The organism is Cytobacillus sp. EB106-05-05-XG126 (assembly GCF_058791715.1).
On record NZ_JBYTDU010000007.1, the window covers coordinates 87,053 to 103,793 of the forward strand.

At 39.7% G+C, this 16,741-nt stretch carries 16 protein-coding genes and 1 riboswitch; of the genes, 1 reads left to right on the forward strand and 15 read right to left on the reverse strand.

Annotated elements, in window-relative coordinates:
• Positions 1-29 precede the first annotated feature (29 nt).
• From AC3WTL_RS18600 to AC3WTL_RS18620, 5 genes are all read right to left on the reverse strand, one after another.
• A complete protein-coding gene (locus tag AC3WTL_RS18600) occupies positions 30-488 on the reverse strand; it encodes a YpbF family protein (protein WP_492369865.1) in 459 nt (152 codons plus the stop codon).
• 87 nt (positions 489-575) lie between these two features.
• Entirely contained in the window at positions 576-1,322 is a 747-nt protein-coding gene (locus tag AC3WTL_RS18605) for a LysM peptidoglycan-binding domain-containing protein (protein WP_492369866.1), read from the reverse strand.
• Between the two features lie 36 nt (positions 1,323-1,358).
• Positions 1,359-1,988: a CPBP family intramembrane glutamic endopeptidase gene (locus AC3WTL_RS18610; protein WP_252219334.1), complete on the reverse strand. Its 630-nt coding sequence runs from the start codon at positions 1,986-1,988 to the stop codon at positions 1,359-1,361.
• Positions 1,989-1,994: 6 nt separating this feature from the next.
• The gene (locus AC3WTL_RS18615; protein WP_492369867.1) at positions 1,995-3,494 is read right to left on the reverse strand and encodes a RecQ family ATP-dependent DNA helicase; all 1,500 of its coding nucleotides are present in this window, start codon (positions 3,492-3,494) and stop codon (positions 1,995-1,997) included.
• On the reverse strand, positions 3,491-4,549 hold the full coding sequence (locus tag AC3WTL_RS18620) for a YpbB family protein (protein WP_197213651.1): 1,059 nt from the start codon (positions 4,547-4,549) through the stop codon (positions 3,491-3,493). The genes AC3WTL_RS18615 and AC3WTL_RS18620 overlap by 4 nt, the downstream gene beginning before the upstream one ends.
• Positions 4,550-4,808: 259 nt before the next feature.
• Between AC3WTL_RS18620 and AC3WTL_RS18625 the strand changes: the two genes are divergently transcribed.
• Entirely contained in the window at positions 4,809-5,057 is a 249-nt protein-coding gene (locus AC3WTL_RS18625; RefSeq protein WP_048008135.1) for a ferredoxin, read from the forward strand.
• A 123-nt stretch (positions 5,058-5,180) separates the two neighbouring features.
• Here AC3WTL_RS18625 and AC3WTL_RS18630 read toward each other — a convergent pair whose 3' ends face one another.
• The 10 genes from AC3WTL_RS18630 to resA form a co-directional block, all read right to left on the reverse strand.
• A complete protein-coding gene (locus tag AC3WTL_RS18630; RefSeq protein ID WP_197213649.1) occupies positions 5,181-5,765 on the reverse strand; it encodes an ECF transporter S component in 585 nt (194 codons plus the stop codon).
• 162 nt (positions 5,766-5,927) lie between these two features.
• Positions 5,928-6,099, reverse strand: a riboswitch (FMN riboswitch).
• A gap of 158 nt (positions 6,100-6,257) precedes the next feature.
• Positions 6,258-7,070: a histidinol-phosphatase gene (locus AC3WTL_RS18635; RefSeq protein WP_492369868.1), complete on the reverse strand. Its 813-nt coding sequence runs from the start codon at positions 7,068-7,070 to the stop codon at positions 6,258-6,260.
• A gap of 68 nt (positions 7,071-7,138) precedes the next feature.
• Complete coding sequence (locus AC3WTL_RS18640) at positions 7,139-8,038, reverse strand: M23 family metallopeptidase (RefSeq protein WP_248348529.1); 900 nt, start codon at positions 8,036-8,038, stop codon at positions 7,139-7,141.
• 213 nt (positions 8,039-8,251) lie between these two features.
• Complete coding sequence (locus tag AC3WTL_RS18645) at positions 8,252-9,514, reverse strand: RsiX family anti-sigma factor (RefSeq protein WP_248348527.1); 1,263 nt, start codon at positions 9,512-9,514, stop codon at positions 8,252-8,254.
• Positions 9,489-10,040, reverse strand: a complete 552-nt coding sequence (sigX, locus tag AC3WTL_RS18650) for an RNA polymerase sigma factor SigX (RefSeq protein ID WP_197208366.1) — start codon at positions 10,038-10,040, stop codon at positions 9,489-9,491. The genes AC3WTL_RS18645 and sigX overlap by 26 nt, the downstream gene beginning before the upstream one ends.
• A gap of 252 nt (positions 10,041-10,292) precedes the next feature.
• The gene (locus AC3WTL_RS18655; RefSeq protein ID WP_197213641.1) at positions 10,293-12,077 is read right to left on the reverse strand and encodes an ATP-binding protein; all 1,785 of its coding nucleotides are present in this window, start codon (positions 12,075-12,077) and stop codon (positions 10,293-10,295) included.
• A complete protein-coding gene (locus tag AC3WTL_RS18660; protein WP_048008128.1) occupies positions 12,074-12,790 on the reverse strand; it encodes a response regulator transcription factor in 717 nt (238 codons plus the stop codon). The genes AC3WTL_RS18655 and AC3WTL_RS18660 overlap by 4 nt, the downstream gene beginning before the upstream one ends.
• Before the next feature lie 447 nt (positions 12,791-13,237).
• Complete coding sequence (gene ccsB, locus AC3WTL_RS18665) at positions 13,238-14,419, reverse strand: c-type cytochrome biogenesis protein CcsB (RefSeq protein ID WP_197247605.1); 1,182 nt, start codon at positions 14,417-14,419, stop codon at positions 13,238-13,240.
• Positions 14,420-14,431: 12 nt separating this feature from the next.
• The gene (resB, locus tag AC3WTL_RS18670; RefSeq protein ID WP_197213639.1) at positions 14,432-16,063 is read right to left on the reverse strand and encodes a cytochrome c biogenesis protein ResB; all 1,632 of its coding nucleotides are present in this window, start codon (positions 16,061-16,063) and stop codon (positions 14,432-14,434) included.
• A gap of 19 nt (positions 16,064-16,082) precedes the next feature.
• A complete protein-coding gene (gene resA, locus AC3WTL_RS18675) occupies positions 16,083-16,607 on the reverse strand; it encodes a thiol-disulfide oxidoreductase ResA (RefSeq protein ID WP_222497844.1) in 525 nt (174 codons plus the stop codon).
• Positions 16,608-16,741: the final 134 nt, after the last annotated feature.

Below are 16,741 nucleotides of genomic sequence, written 5' to 3' on the forward strand. Positions count from 1 at the left end.
GCTGCTTCTTTTTCCATTTGGTTTATTTTTCATTTGTTTTCATGATAAAGGTTTATATCATAATTTTTTTTCATCATTTCGAAAACGTTATGGCGATTTTTCCATTCATCTTCTTTTTTCCAGAGATCTTTGCTCTTATCAATTATTTCACACCTTAGTGCATGAAATTCTTTTTCTGCTTTTTCTCTTTTTTCTCTCAGAAGATTCATAAACCCATAAAGGCCAACCGTAAAAACAAGCAAATAGAAATTTTCAGTCTGATTGACAAAAGCCGAAAACATCGATGCAAACGAGTAAGAGTAAGGCTGCATAACACTTTTATAAAGATAAAAAAAGAATAAAAAGGATATAAAAACGGTCGCCCACATGGCAATCAAATGCCAGGACTTGAATCGATCAAACTTTTGTTTTCTCTCCACAACTTTCTCTAGCATTTTTCTTGTTGCCTGGTCTGTACGTTCGTCAAGCATTCTAATCGGCGATTCCAAAAACGCTCCCTCCCTTTCATAATAATGTATGAGCTTGTACATTATTCTATGACTGGGAGAGAAGACAGCAAATGGTCTTAGACTCGTTTATTGCTCAAGCGGAATTTTTAATACCTGGCCCGTTTGTATTTCATTTGACGGCAAATTGTTGGCTTGCTTTATTATTTCAATTCCGGATTGGGATTTATAATAGGTCATGGCAATTCGAAAGATTGTTTCCTTTGGTTTAACCGTATGGTAGACAACTTTGCCTTCCTTATTTAATTCTTCTTGTGTCCCGGCAGTTTTCGACGAGTCTGTACGATCAGAAGCTGTTTGCCGGGCCTGCTTTTCAGAAGCGGATTCAGAACCTTTATCTTCTTCATCAGGCTTTTGTGGAGTCTGTTTTTCCTGCTGGTCGCTGGCATCATCTTTCTCTTGTGACTCTTCAGCTTTCTTAGTTTTTTCAGGTTTCTCAGCTTGTTCAGGTTTCTCAGTTTCCTGCTCTTCTCTTGCTTCTATGGTCGTCCCTTCACCTTCATCATTTGTGGCAAAAACGACCGTTTCAGAACCTATTTCTTCAGATTCTGCATTTAACCCGGTATTAATGCTCTTATCACTGCTTACATATTGATAAATGCTGAAAATAGTAATCGGGAGCAGGATAAAAAATAAAGCCAGCAAGCGAATAACAGGGTATTTAACTCTCCATTTATTTTTTTTTCTTTTTTCCTGATGTATACGGCTCCGCGGCGGCAAAGCGGATTTTTGCACGCTGTCTCCCGTCTCCTGTTTTCTGTCAATCCTCTTGCGGAGTCTTTCAGCCTGATCTCTATATGGGTCTTCTTTACTCATGTTTCATCCCTTCCTGTAAAAAAAATCATAAGAAGTTTATTTGACGCTGCTGTTATCTACTTTGTTCATTGCCTTTTCCTCTTTAGATTTTTTCAGGTACCGTTTTCGAATAAGAATACCCAGAAGAAAATCAATCAGAAAATGCATAACAATCGTAACAAGCAAATTATTGGATATATGATAAATATAACCTATAAAAAAGCTTAATGTAATAATATTTACAAACAAAAACCAATTAAAAAGATATCGATAATGAACAAGTGCAAAAATAAGACTAGAAATTGCCAGTCCAAAATGGGTCTGAATGACACCTCTGAACAAAAGTTCTTCGCTTATTGCCACCACTGCTGCAATAAAAGCAATATGAAGAATATGGCGGTTTTGAAAGATTTTCTTATTTAACCCTCCGTCATCATACATTTCCTCAGGGAGGAGCTTCATCAAGACAATATCAATCAGGACAACAGTCAATCCCGCCGCTGCCCCAATGACAAGAATATTAATATCATCAAGTACAAAAAGAGCCTGGAATTCCTTAAAGCTGTTAAATAATATAATACTAAAGATGAAAGCAATGGCTAAAATAAGCACCTGAGTAAGATAAAGATGGAATAATAGCTCCTTGTCTGTTAATTCCTTAATGATGTCCTCGTATTTTTTTTTCAATCCGGTTCACTCACTTGGAATCAGGAGATATTCTAAATGATTTTTCCAATCATAAATCATACTATCCTGATTATCTGATTTTGTGTTTCTTATGAATTCATCAAATTGCAAACCGCATATATCACAGCAGTATTGGACCAGGGTATTTTTTTCCTCATCAAAAAAGGAAAGTATATTTTCTCTCCGGCAATTTTTATTGTGTATCCACCTATACACTTCCTCAATGCTATTTCTTTTCAATTTGATTCTGCCTTCGCAGTACCCATTCATTTCCTGCAGAATCCTTTTATACCCCAGTCCAGATTTGGCTTTCCGTTCAAAAAAATCGTAAAATATTCTCCACTGAATTTCTGTTAAACCGGAACACTGTTTAATTTGTTCTTCATAAGCACTGATATTCGTGATCGCATTCGGGTTTTCTTCCATCCAGCCGCTGATCCAATCAATTTGAGACTTGTCAGGAAATTCATTTTCTGCAATTTGTATGGGAAGCTGCTCATCACCGGGTGTATAGAGCATAATAGCTATACTTTGTTTTCCATCTCTTCCTGCCCGCCCAATTTCCTGCAAATAAGATTCAATCTGAAGAGGCATATGAAAGTGTATCACATACCGGATATTTTCTTTATTAATGCCCATGCCAAAGGCACTTGTAGCGCAAATAAGATCGAGCTGCCCATGGATAAACTGCTGCTGCACAAGGATGCGGCTTTCCTGGTCCATTCCCCCATGATAAGCCATCACTCTTTTAGCTCCATTTACTCTCAGCATATCGGCTGTTTGTTCTGCCATTTTTTTGCTGGAAAAATATATAATGCCAGGACCCTCAAGGCTCTCAGCAAGCTCCACAAGCCTCTTTGTTTTTACACGGAAATTTTCTGCCTTTTCTACAGTTAGTGCTATATTAGGACGGTCAACCGAATAAATAATTTCGCTGCAGTCCAGTATGCCGAGTGACTTTTTTATATCTGATTTAACCTCATGCGTAGCTGTGGCAGTTAAAGCAAGTGTAACCGGGTTCCCTACCTTGTGTCTCACTTCGCCAAGCTTTAAATAATCAGGCCTGAAATCATATCCCCATTGGGAGATACAATGTGCTTCATCAACAACAAATAAAGCGATGCGCAATTTTTTCAACTGAGTTTGTACTGATTCAAAATAAAGCATTTCGGGTGAAATAAAGATAAACTTATACTGATCCAGATTAGTTAATGCCTGCTTTTTTTCAGAACGGGATAGAAAAGAATTGAATGCTATCACCTTTTTTTCTCCATTCATCATGAGCTGTTCTGCCTGATCCTGCATCAGGGACAGCAAAGGAGAAATAATAATTACCTGGCCTTCAATCATATATCCCGGCAGCTGATAACAAAGGGATTTACCTGTACCTGTAGGCAGCATGGCAACAGTATTCCTGCCTGCGAGCACGGATTCAATGATTTCCTTTTGTCCAGGTCTGAAGGCAGAATATCCAAATTTTCTTTCCAATAGTTCGTCCAATCTCATTGTCCCTCTCCAAGCTTTGCCATTACTAATCTGATTTCAAAATAATCGGATTCAGGCACTATTTGACGTATTTGCTTTAATTGCATTGAATCAGCACGATTGGCTGCATGAAGGATCAGCTTCTGTTTTTCCTCGGAGACATAACGTGTGATATTAAAGCAGCTGTCGTTTAATGCTACTTCCACAATATGATCCTCAATTGTACTTTTTTTCAATCTTCTCATTTTAGCTATATCATCCAAATCCAGTCCCTGTTTTAACATTGTGTAAGTCTTTTGGGCAGACAATGTTAGCTGAACTTCATTTCCTGCATCGCTAACGATCTTATTGATAAGCGGATATTCGGCAGAATTATCTCTTCCGCTTGCCAGTATATGATGAATAGCCCCAAGGAACTGATGGTGGTAATAATCCTGGCTGATTCCAAGCTGTTCAGAAGCCTGAACAGCTGTGAGGCCAATACGGTTATAGCCTGTCAGCCTCAATGTAAGCACAGCAGGATTAATATTATTCAGATCTTCAAGGCACTGACCAAGTTCCTTGTACAGCATAACCCCAACTTCACCGCGGGAAAATCCAGATTTCCCCAGAAAGTCTTTCAGCCATTCATGAATATCTCTTTTTCTTTGGATAGGAAGGTACTTTACATTGTTATTATTTAAGTGGGATATTACCTGAATTAAAAGTGTAATCCTCTCCCAAAACAATTCACCTGTACTATGATACAGCCATCCGTTTAATGATGAAGGTATTGGACATTCTAAAAGAGATCTTTCGAGCTCTTTCTTCCCTTCTTCAGTTAAAATGTAATGCTTTTCATCAATGGCAGTCATCCAGCTGCTGCTTAGGATTTCTTCTGCAAGATGGTCCAGTACTCCCCTGCTTAAATTTCCAAATGTACGAAAAAACGGGGTTAGTTGAAATAGATGAGCATCTTGGATGGTCTGGGAAGACTTTTTTCCATTAAGCAAATGTAAAATGGAATATATAGTTCTTTGTCCCTGCAACTCGTTAACACAGTACATTATTACAGATTTCAAATAAGCTCTTTGCATTATGTTCACCTTACGGCTTAAGATTTTTTATTTTTTCATTACCTTCTTTTTCTTACTTCTATTTTATCATGAAAGAAATCGGCAGGCCGTTTTAATTATTTCTAACAGGGTAAATTATGCCTAAACCCTTATGTGATAAGCATTCTCAATACATTTTCTATTGAAAAGTTGAACATACAGTTTTACAATAGGATGTGAGGAATGTGTTACCATCATCTTGATGGGAGATTAATTGTTTAATTCTTGGGAGGTTTTTTTCATGGCAAAGTATACAATTGTTGACAAAGAAACATGCATTGCATGTGGAGCTTGCGGCGCAGCTGCACCGGACATTTATGATTACGATGATGAAGGCATCGCATTTGTTACCCTTGATGATAACCAGGGTATCGTTGAGATTCCAGATGTATTGATGGACGATATGATGGATGCATTCGAAGGCTGCCCAACCGATTCAATCAAAGTTGCTGATGACGCTTTTGATGGCGACCCGCTTAAATACGAATAATCCCTCAGCCATACTCTAATCTTTGTTAAGCTACTGCTCCCTTTCAACTAGAAAGGGAGTTTTTTGGCTTACAAATTGAAAAAGCAGCGGAACATTTGCCGCTGCTTTAAATTTATATATTCATTATGCTGCACTTTTTAATACAGCCTGCTTTTCTACCCAGGTTCTCATGCGTGTAAAAATGAGCATGAAAACAATTGAAATAATAATTCCTTTTAGAATATTGAATGGCAATATCCCTGTAACAATCATTGTTCTCATTTCAGGCGCTGACATTGCCGGGAAATTCAGGAAGAATGTATATGCCGGCAGAATGACAACGTAATTAAGCACACTCATAATAACAGCCATAACCATGGTGCCGATTACGAGCCCAAACGTCATGCCTTTTTTGGTCTTCAGCTTGCTGTATACATAATAAGTAGGCAAGACGAACAAAATGCCTGCCGCAAAGTTTGCAATATGTCCGACAGGTACCCCTGTTGCACTCCCAGTCATGAAGTAATCAAGAATATTTTTAATAAGCTCCACTAATATTCCTGCTGCCGGGCCAAAGATTAACGCTGCGATTAATGCAGGAATATCGCTGAAGTCAATCATCAAAAATTGCGGAAACGGCGGAATTGGAAAATTGAGCAGCATTAATACATAAGAGATGCTGCTTAGCATTCCGATGGCAACCATTGATTTGATATTAAGTTTTTTCAAGTTCCTCTCTCCTTTTTAGGACTATCTCTCCTATAGAAGAAAGGTTCGGCTAAGCAAATATCTTCGCAATAAATAACCCTCAAGCTAAAATAACTTGAGGGAGTGTTGCAAAGGCATGCTTAATAACGTTCAAAACCTGCATTTTTTGAACGTCTGCAGAACCTCCATCTTCTCCCATCCAGACTGTACTGTCGGCTTTGGAATCGCACCAAATCCTGCCCAATTAAATGCAAAGCGTTTTTCGACCAAAACGCTTCTCTCAGGCTCGCGGGCTTAGAGTTAAGATTAACCCATCACCGCCGGTCGGGAATTTCACCCTGCCCCGAAGATAGACCGTATTTATTTATACAGATTAATTATACTGAAAAAAAGTTATTCTGTGAAGGGATTTGTTTATCTGTATGGATTTGAAACATATATATATCCATGTCCATACCTATTAAAATGTTTCTGGATAATACAAAAAAGGGAGGCTCTGCCATCCCTTTTGCATTATCTAAGCGGATATTCCTTTCTTTCTCCTTTGGAAAAAGTCATGATGGACTCATATCCCACTTCTTTTGCAAGAGCAATTGCCTTATCAAAATCGGCACCTACATGTTCAGGAAAGTGCGCATCAGATGAAAGTACAATCGGGATATTTTTCTCATAGCATTTCTGCAGGAGCCTTTTGTCCGGGTATAGTTCACCGACTGGCTTTCGCAGACCGGCTGTGCTGATCTCTACACATGTCTTGGATTCTGCCAGTGCATTGGCTGCACGATCATACTGCTCCAGCAAAAACTCTTCGTCCTTAGGAACATATTTAAAGATTTTCACGAGGTCTAAATGGCCTACAATATCAAATAAATTGGATTGGGCCAGTGTGACCACTTGATCAAAATACTTCCTATATATCTCATAAAGATCCCGTTTATCCCATTCTTTTCTAAATTCAGCAAGATCTATGCCGAAATCTCCAACCCAATGTATGGATCCAATTACATAATCAAATGAGTAACTGTTAATAAACTTCGTCATTTCATCATGCTTGCCCGGCGTATAGTCCATTTCTATTGACATTTTCACATCTTTGTTATTACTCCACGCTTCTTGAAAAACATTCACATAGTCTTTCATATCATAAAATCGTCTTTCGTTTACCCATGGATTTTGCAGAATGTCTGCTGTCTGATAGAAATGATATGCATGTTCCGAAATCCCAAAAGATTCAATCCCTTTTTGGGCAGCAGCATCTGTGAATTTTTTTAAATAATCCAGGCTTAACGTGCCATTTTCAAGATGGTTATGATAGTCTGTAAGCATTTCTCTAACTCCCCCAGTTTTTTACCCATTATACTTTAAGGGAGTAAAGCGGTGCAATCATTTCTATTCTATTTTTTGTGAATGATTAGAATTTGTCCAATTTTGATAACATCTGAATTTGAATTGTTTAACTCTTTAATAGCTTCTGCTGTTGTATCATGCATTTTCGCTATAGAAGTTAATGTATCGCCTTGCTTAACAGTGTATTCACTAAATTTGCCGGGTTTTATCATCAGTTTTTGACCTGTAAGAATGTGATCAGGATTAATATTATTTAAACCGGCAATATCAACGGGCTGCAGATTATAGTGTGCAGCGATGGACCATAATGTTTCCCCGGTTTTAACTATATGGTAGGTTTCCCCGGAATCATTTGTTATTTGCCCAGAATTAAAATTAGACGGCCGGGCTGAAACTTCACGTGCGTTTTCAGTTCTTGCCGCTGCATTTACAGCTTGTCCAACTTCTCCCATGCCAAATGCCACAGAGGGATCCATTGCATTTATTTTATCAGCTGTCCATGCCTGCGCATGTATTTCAAAATGAAGATGGACTCCTGAAGAGTCACCCGTACTTCCCATCAATCCGATTTTCTGTCCGAGCGAAACTTTGTCGCCTTCAGCAGATAATCGTTTATTCAGATGGGCGTATACTGTTTCGGTTTGGTTGTTATGTTTAATAAATATTACATTTCCGTATGTTTGAGAGTAATACGACCTGGACACAATTCCAGCGTCAGCGGCATAAACCGGAGAACCGGAATCTCCGGCAATATCAATGCCCTTATGCTGACCACTTCTTGTACCATACGTGTCCGTAATTACACCATCTGCCGGCCATACCCAATGCTCTGTCAACTCAGAAATTTTTGGCTCAGCAGCTTTAGAATGCTTCCCTCCCAGAAATAGCAGACTCACACAAAGAGCCATTATTCCTGCGATAAAGAAACGCCTTATGTAATCCTTCATTCTTTTCCTCCTATGATGTCAGCTGAAATATCCGTCGAGCGCTTTCTATCCGCACTCTCTTTCACCCTATGACAGCTTGTACTCTTTTAGAACAATTAATAATGAAGCTCATAAAAGCACAGTGATTAGTATTCTTCCAGCAGCAAGGTTTTTATGCAGATATGGAGGAACTTTATCCTAAAATGGAAAAGACGGCCACATAGGGCCGCCTTTCTAATTTGGCAAATCTCGTTTATTAGCTGCTACAGGTACCTTTAATTCCTCAGTAAGATCAAACTTGCCTATTTTATCAACATCTGCATTTTCTAATTTGACCGTGTCGAAATCAAAGTCTTTTGCCGTAAGAAGGATTGCTTCGATCGCATGAAGTGTTGGTGCATTATCGATTATTTCTGATTCATTATTAAAACGGATTTTGAGTTTGCCATCCTTTATTTCTTCTATTTCAAAATCAACATCATCCGGTATGGATGCCTGTAAATTATTTTCAGTCCTATTTTGTTTCATGGCTTTCAGAGCATCTTTTACCGAATTGAGCTCTTCTCTTAACGGCACCAGGAATGGTGTTGAATCCGCACCATTAGGATATAAGAAATAATAAATTAAGTTACCATTGCTATTTTCCGGTATAAATTCGTCTCTATATCCATAATGGCCGAACTCAATGCCGACTTTCCCTTCCGTTCTGAGGTTAATCTTTTCTATATCTAAATTGTTCATGATATTCGCCAAAACCTTCTCTAAAAGTAACTCTGAGGTGGAGGAAATACTATATGGGTGATCCGCCGGCACATCAACTGTCAGGATGTTATTTTCCTGGTCATGAGTTAAATTTGCTTTTAAGGGATAGTAATCATCTAAACCCCATGCATCTTCAGTAAGTTTGCTCATCGTGTCTTCAAACAGAGCAAATTTCGTCCTGGCCGGGTCATTATCAACCAGAACGCTGACAGGTACAATATTTTGAGCTTCCTTATCCGGAATTGCATAGGTTAGGACTTCTTTTCCTGCCAAGTCTTCTTCATAAACGGCAGTAGGGCTTGCTTCGGATGAAACAGACTTCATGCTTATATCATTGCTAGATTCTTTTTCCGGGTCACCGGAAAGCTGCGCATGATCCTCTTGTGGATCTGCTTCTTTTGCAAGAGGTTCCGGGTCTGAATCTTCGTCTTTGGCTTCCGATATACTGTAATTGTCACCGGTTATTTGTTCAGATGATTGTGTCTGATCTGATTGAATTTCGACTTGATTATCAGCAGACTCCTGCCAATTCATAAGGTTCGGGGCAAGAATGAAAAGCAGGAGCAATGCAGCAGCCGCTGCTGCAGCAGGCATGACCCATGTTCTTTTCTTTTGTTTGCCCATCTTGATTTGTATGGTTTGATAGATTTCTTTCGGGTCTCGACTATCTTTTATCTTAGGCATCTGGCTCAGCAATTCCTGAAGCTGCTCATCGCTCCATTTTGATTCCTTCATTATCCAATCCCTCCTTTGCCTTAAAATGTTCCATATGATTTTTCAACACCTTTAACGCACGGTGCTGTGTTGTCTTTACCTTACTTTCCGTCCAGCCAAGTGAATCAGCTGTTTCTGTAATGGTGAGTTCATGTATATATCTCATAATAATGACTAGCCTCTGGTCAATGGTGCATAAATCCAGACAGCGATAGATCATCTGGATTTCTTCCCGTTGAACAGCAATTTCATCAGGCAAGGGGAGTTCATCCTTTACCTGCTGAGTTGACCAGTCAAATTTCTCCATAATCTTTTGTTTCCAGCCCTTTTGCTTGCGAAAGGAATCAATGGCAACATTCCGCGCAATTGAAAAGAGCCATGTTTTTTCGCTGCTTTTCCCTTCAAATCTTTCATATGACTTTAATACTCTTATATAGACTTCCTGGACTAAATCCTCAGCCAGTTCCTTGTTTTTGACCATATAAAAAAGAAATTGAAAAACGTCCTGATGGTATTTTTTATAAAGTTCATCAAAAACGGAGTCCATGAATTCCCCTCCCCGTTCAATAAAATAGTCGTTCTCTCTCTAAAAAAAGTTACAGTTTTACTATATTATTATTGTGCAGAAAAGCGCAAGAGCCTGTTTAGGTGGAGGATTACTCCCTTCCTGCAGATACGAATGGCCAATGCCTTTTCATTATAATTCAAAAAGAAAGGGAAGGAAATTCTTGCATCTCCTTCCCCGGCCTATAATTAATTGTTTCCCGTGTATCAAGAACAATCGCCACAATTCCCGTCTTTATCCGTCATTTCGAGGGATAAATATTGAAAATGTCGTACCATGTCCGGTCTTGCTTTGAACGGTAATATGACCTTTATGAGCTTCAATAATATTTTTGGCAATGGCTAGTCCAAGGCCAGTTCCGGAGCGGCCCCGTGTCCTTGCTTTGTCAGCTTTGTAAAAACGCTCAAATACAAAGGGCAGGTCTTCTTCAGGGATTCCCGAGCCAGAATCTTTCACTTCGATAAGCAATCCCCGTTCATCACTCCGTTCGATAACTTTAACCTCTCCGTTATGGGGGGTATGCCGGATGGCATTATCAATCAGATTGGTCATAACCTGTTCTATTCTGTCCGGATCAAATTGAATAGATAAATTTTTGCTTTGCAAATCATGTTCCAGGTTAATTTCCTTCTCTTTTGCGAGCCCCTGAAATTTCCTGGTGATTCTTTGCAGAAAGGAGTTTACATCAGTTTCTTCCATTGTCAGCTGAATATGCCCAGCTTCCATTCTGGCAAGATCAAGCAATTCGTTCACAAGCCGGCCCATTCTAAGGGATTCATCATAAATGACACTTGCCATCTCTTTTTTCTCTTCATCCGTTCCGGCAATATCATCGACGATCGCTTCACTATATCCTTGCATCATCGAAATTGGTGTTCTTAATTCATGAGAAACATTAGCTATAAAATCGTTGCGGAGCTTATCAAGCTTACGCTCCTCCGTCATATCCCTGATAACTGCAACCGCTCCCCTAATATATTTATTATTATAAAGAGGGCTGACGATTATCACCCATGAACGTCCCTGTATTGGGATTTCACCAATCTGTTCCTTCTCAGTATTAACAGCAAGCTGGAAGAGCTCCATCACTTTGGAAGGGACTTCCTCTGTATTATTCTCGATGTCATCCAGCTCATAAAACCAGCTTTGCAGAAAACGCTCTGCAGGAGGATTGGTGATCAGGATCGTTCCATCCCGGTTGAAGGTGATTACCCCATCAGCCATCCCGCTTAAAATGCTTGCCAGCTGTTCTTTTTCCTGGCTTAAGGCATTCATATTAAATTTCAGCTGTCTGCCCATTTGATTAAAAGCCATGGCTAATTCGCCAACCTCATCATTAGTCAGAATCGGAACTTTTGTATCAAATTTACCTCTTGCTACCTCAAAGGCAGCTTCTTTCATTTTTCTCAGCGGAGCATTGATTCTTGTCGATAAGAAAAAAGCAAAGATGGTTGTTAAAATGATGGCTACACCCGCAGCCAGCAAAATAAACTTTGTGGTTGAACGCAATGTTTCATGCATTACCTCAATGGACTGATAAATAAAAACGGCTCCATTGCTGCCGTCACCTTCAAGCGGGACTCCAATGATTAGAATTTTGCTGTCGTCATCTGCAGATACGTCTGTATACTCCGGATTAACGGATGTTACTTTTTTTACAGTCTTGTCTTTCGTAAGAACTTCTTTTAAATCATCTTCCTCGGTGAGGTAGGAAATGGGCAGTTTTAATGAATCTGTATGGTTTGGAGAATAGTAGTACTCTTTCGGCGAGTTAATAATGACTACTTTTGTAACATCATCGACAAGCTCCCAGGAAATCTCCAAACCGACATCACGATTATGTTCTTTTAAAATTCTGGTTATTTTATGGGCAGTATTCGATAATCCTTTTTCTGTTTCATTTATATGGTAATTCTCAAAAAATTCAAGCAGCATAACTGTTAAAATCAGCAGTACAAAGGAAACTAATAAAAGAATTGTGCCCCAAAGCTTTCCGGCAACACTCCTAAAGAGCATCATTCATTAATAACCTCAAACTTGTAGCCCACTCCCCAAACGGTGACAATCATTCTGGCAGCCTGCTCAGAAACTTTATTCAGTTTTTCACGCAAGCGCTTCACATGAGTATCAACTGTTCTCAAATCTCCAAAAAATTCATAATGCCATACTTCTTTAAGCAGATGCTCCCTGTCAAACACCTTATCGGGCGCCTTTGCCAGGAAATAAAGGAGTTCATATTCCTTTGGCGTCAAACTGACTTCTTTTCCATCAGCCAATACTTTGTGAGCATCATTATCGATCGTTAGATGAGGAAATACGATTACATCTTTTGCTGTTGTTTCTGTCTGCAGGTAAGTAGTTTTAGAAGATCTGCGCAATAAAGCCTTAACACGCAGCACAACTTCCCTAGGACTGAAAGGCTTTACGATATAATCATCAGTGCCGACTTCAAAGCCCTGTACGCGATTAACTTCTTCCCCTTTAGCTGTAAGCATGATCACGGGAGTAGCTTTTTTTTCTCTCAGTTCTCTGCAGACTTCTATACCGTCTTTGCCGGGCATCATTAAATCCAATAGGATAACATCATAATCATTTGCCAGGGCTTTTGACAAAGCCTGGTTTCCATTCTCTGCTTCATCAATTGAAAAATTTTCACGCTCAAGGTACATCTTCAATAATCGGCGGATTCTTTCTTCATCATCCACTAGCAATATTTTCACTTGGTTTTCCATTTTCAAGTCCCCCTAACGTCAATAGAATTGGCTCTTTTCAAAATTCATTTTTGCTAAAGGATTCTGCCCGTTGATTTCCGCTGCAGGCACTCAAGCTTTCCCACGGGGCTACCGGGAGCCTCCTCGACGCTCTGCGTCTGCGGGGTCTCTTCCTGGTACGATACTCCCGTAGGCTCCAATCAACTCAGCGGTGAAATATAGTATACAAAGCAGAAAAACACTAAATTTTACAAGATTAAAATCTTTAATTAAAGCCTTCACTATTGTGAAGTGAAGGCTTGTATGATTAATATCAGGAATATTATCTTTGAATTTTGGGAACGGTCTAGCTCCAGCGCCTACCCCCTCGAGGTCACAAGCCAATCCTTCCAAAAAGGCAAAGAACGCCTTTCCGGAAGGCTCGTCTTGTGCTGGTCGGGGGTGAGCAAGGCGCCTCCGCTTTTCTTGTTATGATCCAGCGTAGGAGTGCAATCCGGCAATGACCAGGTTTACCGCAACCAGATTAAACATAATAATGATAAATCCGATTACAGCGAGCCATGCAGACTTTTCGCCATGCCAGCCCTTTGAAAGGCGAAGGTGCAGGTAGGCAGCGTAAAATAGGAAGGTGATGAGAGCCCATACTTCCTTTGGATCCCATCCCCAGAAACGGGTCCAGGCAATTTGTGCCCATATCATGGCAAAAATCAAAGCTCCTAGTGTAAAGACCGGAAATCCTATTAATACTGAACGGTAAGCGATCTCGTCAACCAAATCAAGATTAATATTTTTGGCAAGCGGCTGAAGTGCTGCTCCCACCCTTTTGCGGAGAATCAATCTTAAAGCAAGATATAGAAGAACACCTGAAGCCAAAGACCATATAACGGTATTTAATTTTTTTGCATTAATAATTGCAGGCATTTCCGCCAGCGGTTCAAATTTACCTTCCGTAATCAGCTGACCGTCGTGAGGACCTGTTAAAGCAGGCATATGATATTCCAGAACATCTTCCTGACCGTTCTTATCAATCCAGTTAAATTCTGCTTTGTAGCCTGAAGCTGAGAAGCCTGAGCTTATAACAATAAACCCAAGTGTGCAAACCAGGCCAAACATAACGGCTTCAAGCCAGAATCTCTGTTTGCTTTGCTTAGTTTGATCCACTGATTTTACCAAATAAATTAATCCGGCAGCGAAGCTTACAGCCAAAATAGCCTGCCCAACTGCAGCTGTTGTAACGTGAATATGAAGCCAATCACTCTGCAGGGCGGGGATCAGCGGTGAAACTTCCCGCGGAAACATACTTGCATAAGCAATCATCAGTACCGCAACCGGGAGCGTAAAGACTCCTAAAATAGGTGTTTTATAAATTAAGTAAATCACTATAAAAGCACCAACAAGTGACATTCCAAAGAATGTTGTAAATTCGAAAAGGTTGCTGACAGGCGCATGCCCGGCTGCAATCCACCTTGTAATAAAGTAGCCAAGCTGTGCAGCAAACCCGATAATCGAGATCCATAATCCAATTGCTGCCCATCTGTTTGGCCCTTGTTTCGTTCTATTCTTATCCTTTATAGAGCCGGCAAAAAAGACAGTAGCAATTAAATAGAGGATAAAAGCTGTGTATAGTAAATTGCTGCTTATTGTAACCACTCAGATTCCTCCTTAGCCTTTCTTTTCACTTTGATTTTGCAGCTGATCTTCCGGCATCGTAATTCCGGTTCCATCCAATGCTGCTTCAATTTCCCTTTTTAGTCCATGCCAGTTTTTGTTAGTGTGTCCTGCTACCCACACCTCTCCATTCACACGGCGCAGCCAAACTCTCCGATGGTTCCAATAAGATCCCTGTGCAACACCTATCATGAAAATAACGCCGCCCAATGCGATAATCCATAATGTTAAATCTTTTCGGACGGTCAGGGCCGATACATTTTTAGTATCTATGCCTTTAAAGGCCATCTTGTATTCATTATCGCCGAATGGTTCAATAGTCTGTCTGATCGCAACAAAACTTATTTCGCCATCAGGCTTATCCGGAGTAAACATTTTAAAAACAAAGGCAGGATTATTTGGGATTCTGGACTTTGTAACAGGTTCTCCATTTTCATCAAATTCAAAATCGGGAAAATAGCTGACAACTTCTGCTTTATAGCCATTTCCAAGATCATATTCATCCTGTGGATGATTCAGGTCGACTGTTAAATCCCCGTATTCCTCACCCGTTTTTTTATTTGTAAGGGCAAATGACATTTTGTTAAGTTCATTAAGTTTATAATCTACTTGGTATAATGCAAAGTTCTCAAATTTCAGAGGTTTATTTACCTTAATTTCATAGTCCTTAACTTTCTTGAGATCAGCCTCTTCACCTGCAACAGTATCGCCCTGTTTTTTATAAAGAATGACATTGGACTGATAATTTTTAGCTACCATTCCTGCTTTGTCAATCGCTTCCCCAAACACTTCGTTATCTTTCTCTTTATCATACATTTCAAGGATGAAGCCATCATTTTTAAGGTAATATTCACCATTGGTTTCCGGAATTACCTTTGTTTCGCCTTCCCGGATCCAAAGAATTTTGTCAACATACATGCCCGGTACAAAACGGAGCATTCCTCCAATTAAAAATATGATAAGCCCCACATGGTTAACGTATGGGCCCCATCTTGAGAAACGTCCCTTTTCAGCAAGGATGTTTCCATTCTCTTCCCGGATGCTGTATTTCTTGGATTTTAATTTTTCTTTTGCCATTGTGAAGGCCTTATCAGTATCTTCAGGCTGTGAGGCACCAAAAACCCTCTGGCGCTGCAGATAGCTTTCATGACGGCTTACCTTCTGCTTTTTTAAAGCTCTATACAAAGGGACAACCCTATCCAGACTGCAGATTACAAGAGATATACCGATTGAGGCAATCAAAATCAAATACCACCATGAGCTGTATAGATTATGAAATCCAAGATCGTAGTATAATTTACCAATCCATCCATATTGATCTTCGTAATATTCTTCAGCAGGCATGATTGGCGGAATATACATTTCCTGAGGCAGTATAGTTCCAACGGCTGATGCTATCAGCGTTATTACGATCAGCCAGACTCCAACCTTAACAGATGAGAAGAAATTCCATATCTTATCAATTATCGTTTTATTATAGGTTTGCGAGCGGCGTGCACTGCCTTCATACCGCATATCGAGAAGTTTCTTGTCTTTTTCTTTTTCTTCCAATACCTTCCCGCACGACTCACATAGTATAGTACCTATGGGATTAACATGGCCGCAGTCGCATTTTACTTCTTTCATATATAAAACTCCCCGTAACTTATGGTTTAATCTGTTCCATATAGTTCTTGATCGTTTCTTCCGTCATCTCGCCTGTAATATACTTGACAACTTTTCCATCTTTATCAATGAGAAAAGTGGCAGGAAGAGGATTAATTCCGTAAGCAGATTGGACTTGGCTATCCTTATCAATTACAATCGGGAAAGCCAGATCGTAACGCTCAGAAAATTTATTTACTGCTAAATCTGTCTCGCCGACATTAACAGCCAAAACCTGAACACCCTCATCTTTAAATTGCTCATATTGATTGTTCATATATGGCATTTCTTTCTCACAGGGTTTGCACCATGTACCCCAGAAATTCAGGAAAACACCCTGGCCTTCATAATCGGATAGCCTGTGTTTATTGCCATCCATATCTGTCAGAACAAAATCAGGTGCCTTTTCCCCAACAGCAACCTTTTGAATTTTATCTTTCGTAAAATTTGCGTATAGCGTATATGCCACGGCAGCACCAAGGACAAGCAATATGACTGTTCTCATTACCAGACGCTGCTTTTTCATAAAAAACTTCCCCTCCTAAGGCATCCTAATCAGGCCAAAAGACCGTACCTTAACAAATTTATATGTAACATATGGAAAAGATTTTTGCCTCATAGCTGTTTACTATTATAGCATTTTTCATCATACCTATATTG

What these genes read in the sequence shown, in the direction of transcription:
- AC3WTL_RS18645 (WP_248348527.1), bottom strand. Translation starts at nt 9,514, where the DNA reads ATGAAGGAATCAAAATGGAGCGATGAGCAGCTTCAGGAATTGCTGAGC.
- sigX (WP_197208366.1), bottom strand. Translation starts at nt 10,040, where the DNA reads ATGGACTCCGTTTTTGATGAACTTTATAAAAAATACCATCAGGACGTT.
- AC3WTL_RS18605 (WP_492369866.1), bottom strand. Translation starts at nt 1,322, where the DNA reads ATGAGTAAAGAAGACCCATATAGAGATCAGGCTGAAAGACTCCGCAAG.
- AC3WTL_RS18655 (WP_197213641.1), bottom strand. Translation starts at nt 12,077, where the DNA reads ATGATGCTCTTTAGGAGTGTTGCCGGAAAGCTTTGGGGCACAATTCTT.
- resB (WP_197213639.1), bottom strand. Translation starts at nt 16,063, where the DNA reads ATGAAAGAAGTAAAATGCGACTGCGGCCATGTTAATCCCATAGGTACT.
- AC3WTL_RS18620 (WP_197213651.1), bottom strand. Translation starts at nt 4,549, where the DNA reads ATGCAAAGAGCTTATTTGAAATCTGTAATAATGTACTGTGTTAACGAG.
- AC3WTL_RS18615 (WP_492369867.1), bottom strand. Translation starts at nt 3,494, where the DNA reads ATGAGATTGGACGAACTATTGGAAAGAAAATTTGGATATTCTGCCTTC.
- resA (WP_222497844.1), bottom strand. Translation starts at nt 16,607, where the DNA reads ATGAAAAAGCAGCGTCTGGTAATGAGAACAGTCATATTGCTTGTCCTT.
- AC3WTL_RS18640 (WP_248348529.1), bottom strand. Translation starts at nt 8,038, where the DNA reads ATGAAGGATTACATAAGGCGTTTCTTTATCGCAGGAATAATGGCTCTT.
- AC3WTL_RS18625 (WP_048008135.1), top strand. Translation starts at nt 4,809, where the DNA reads ATGGCAAAGTATACAATTGTTGACAAAGAAACATGCATTGCATGTGGA.
- AC3WTL_RS18660 (WP_048008128.1), bottom strand. Translation starts at nt 12,790, where the DNA reads ATGGAAAACCAAGTGAAAATATTGCTAGTGGATGATGAAGAAAGAATC.
- AC3WTL_RS18635 (WP_492369868.1), bottom strand. Translation starts at nt 7,070, where the DNA reads ATGCTTACAGACTATCATAACCATCTTGAAAATGGCACGTTAAGCCTG.